Source organism: Ruegeria sp. AD11(2025), assembly GCF_056542405.1.
In genome coordinates this window covers 1-1,691 of sequence record NZ_JBQFZU010000097.1, presented here as the reverse complement: position 1 = coordinate 1,691, position 1,691 = coordinate 1, and the positions used below count along the sequence as shown (strand labels likewise).

At 60.9% G+C, this 1,691-nt stretch carries 1 protein-coding gene; it reads left to right on the top strand.

From position 1 onward, the window contains the following. Positions 1-88 precede the first annotated feature (88 nt). A complete protein-coding gene (locus ACR1XY_RS24450) occupies positions 89-1,636 on the top strand; it encodes a trimethylamine methyltransferase family protein (protein ID WP_480597394.1) in 1,548 nt (515 codons plus the stop codon). Positions 1,637-1,691: the final 55 nt, after the last annotated feature.

Here is a 1,691-nt window from a genome sequence, read left to right as displayed (position 1 = left end):
TGTCGTTTCCTGCAATCAGATATCGCAATCAGTGAGGTTTGAGTTTGGCGAATCCTTCAGTTTGGCGACAAGATTGGAGATACGCCCTATGAACACTCGAACAGCTTCGCGCTCTGGTGGACGCGCGGCGCGTCGTGCCAAGCGCACTGCGCCAAATTTTCAGATGCTGCCCGGCCTGACCCGCAACATCCCCGAATGTGAGGTGATGGATGGCAGTCAGGTGGAACGCATCGACAGCGCCGCCATGGATATACTGGAGAATGTCGGCGTTCAGTTTCGCGATCCCGTCGCACTGGAGGACTGGAAGAAAGCCGGTGCCAAGGTGGATGGAGAGCTGGTCTATCTGGACCGCAACATGGTGCGCGAGCTGATCTCGACCATCCCGGCGCAGTTCACCTATCACGCCCGCAACCCGGCCAATAACGTCAAGCTGGGCGGCAAGCACTCGGTCTTCGTGCCGATGACCGGCGCACCGTTCCTGCGCGATCTGGATGATGTGCGCCGCAATCCGTTGCTGGAAGATCTGGCGATGTTCCACAAGCTCAGCCACATGATGCCGGCGCTGCACAGCTCGGCCCACCATATTGTCGAGCCCTACGATCACCCGATCAGCCAGCGGCATCTGCGCATCACTTACTCGTCGATGAAATACTCGGACAAGATGTTCATGGGCATGACCACCTCGCCCAGGAACGCCGAGGATGTGATGGATATGTGCGACATCCTGTTCGGCGAAGGCTTCATCGATGACCATCCGGTGACCACCGGCAACTGTAACGGTAACAGCCCGCTGGTCTGGGATGAGACCATGCTGGGCGCGATGCGCGCCTTCTGCCGCCGCAACCAGCCAGTGCTGTGCTCACCCTTCGTTCTGGGGGGTGCGAACACGCCCGCGTCAGTGCCTGCAACCGTGGCGCAGCTGACCGCCGAGGCGCTGTCGGCGCTGGCTTACACGCAGGTGATCCGCAAGGGCGCACCGGCGATCTGGGGGCACTATCTGTCGACGGTGTCGATGAAATCCGGCGCGCCGATGGCGGGGACGCCCGAGATCAGCCTGATGAATTTCATGATCGGCCAGATGGCGCGGTTCTATGATGTGCCGTGGCGAACCTCGAACACGCTGGGCGGGGCCAAGACCTTTGATGCACAGGCGGGGTATGAATCGGCGACCACGCTGGGCGCGGTTGTTCATGCGGGCGCCAACTATATCTGGCACTCGGCCGGGTGGAACGAGGCGGGCATGCACTGCTCGGTCGCCAAGTTCATCGTCGATGCCGAGCAATGCGCCATGGCCTATCGCATGGCCGAGGGGCCGAAATGGGGCGACTTCGATCAGGCGCTGGCGGCGGTTCCGGATGTGGGTCCCGGTGGCCACTACCTGGGCCACCCGCACACGCAGGAGAACTTTCAGACTGCGTTCTTCATGCCGGAAATGTTCGATAACAACTCGATCGAACAATGGCAGGCGGAAGGCAGCGTTGAAATCACGGAACGCGCACTGAAACATGCGCGCAAGCTGCTGGCCGAATATCAAGAGCCGAAACTGGACGAGGCCAGAAACGAGGCGCTGCTGGACTACATCGCCCGGCGCGAACGCGAAATCCCGGCCGCCGATGAATTGAACCAGAGCTACTGACCCCTCAACGCACTCCCCGACTGGTCCGCCGTTTCAGGCGGACATTTTTTGTCGC